Annotated in this window: 1 protein-coding gene; it reads right to left on the bottom strand. The window is 48.5% G+C overall.

The window, feature by feature from the left end; all coding sequences use genetic code 11:
- Window positions 1-60: 60 nt before the first annotated feature.
- Window positions 61-802, bottom strand: a 742-nt coding sequence (locus AB4486_RS23190) for a site-specific integrase (protein ID WP_372118873.1), incomplete at its 5' end; no start/stop codon positions are given.

The raw sequence follows: 802 nt of genomic DNA, 5'->3' as shown, positions 1-802 counted from the left end.
GTTGATCATTATCGGTTAGGTTTTGATGGAAGTATTGAGCGCGGTTAAAAGTCAGTATCATCATGCCGCGCCTCCTAACATCATGTCATTGAACGCCAGTCCATCTTGGCCAGAAGCGTTCGCCACGTACGGGGCGTAGACCTCAAACAGCAATTTGGTGTCGCTGTGCCCGAGTTTGTGTGAGATATAGATCGGATTTTCATGCGCGGCAATGTGCAGTACCGCAGCCGTATGGCGCGTCTCGTAGGCGCGGCGAGGTTTAAGACCGGCCTTTTTCAATGTGGGGTGCCATATCTTTCGGCTAACGTAATGGGTATCAAGTCCACGCCCACTTTTTGAGGCAAACACAAATGAGCTGCACTCATCTCTCTTTTCCCACTGACGTTTTAACGCCGCGAACAAGGTGTCGCACATCTGCAAATCACGACGTGACTTCGGCGTCTTCACATCACAAATCTCTCCATTCACATAATTTTGTCTCACGCGAATCAAGCGATGGTCAAAATCAATGTGCTCCCAATACAGGCCATGCACTTCACAACTTCGCATACCCGTCCAAAATCGCAGTAAAAAATAATCATGCCATTGCTCATCACAGCATTCTAAGAAAGTACGGACTTCATCCATGGTCAGCGGTTTCGAATCCGCTTTTTCCTCTTTCAGGGATTTGTAGCGTCGAAATGGGTAATCAAAGTGATGCTCTTCGGCGGCGAGGCTCAGAATGGCAATCAGCGGCCATAAAATATTATTGATGCGCTTGTTGGTGAGTTGTCGCTCGCCATTGGCCTTACGAGCTTCTTGC

Source organism: Vibrio sp. 10N.222.55.C6, assembly GCF_041473395.1.
Classification (GTDB): domain Bacteria; phylum Pseudomonadota; class Gammaproteobacteria; order Enterobacterales; family Vibrionaceae; genus Vibrio; species Vibrio crassostreae_C.
This window is presented reverse-complemented; position numbering and strand designations above follow the sequence as displayed.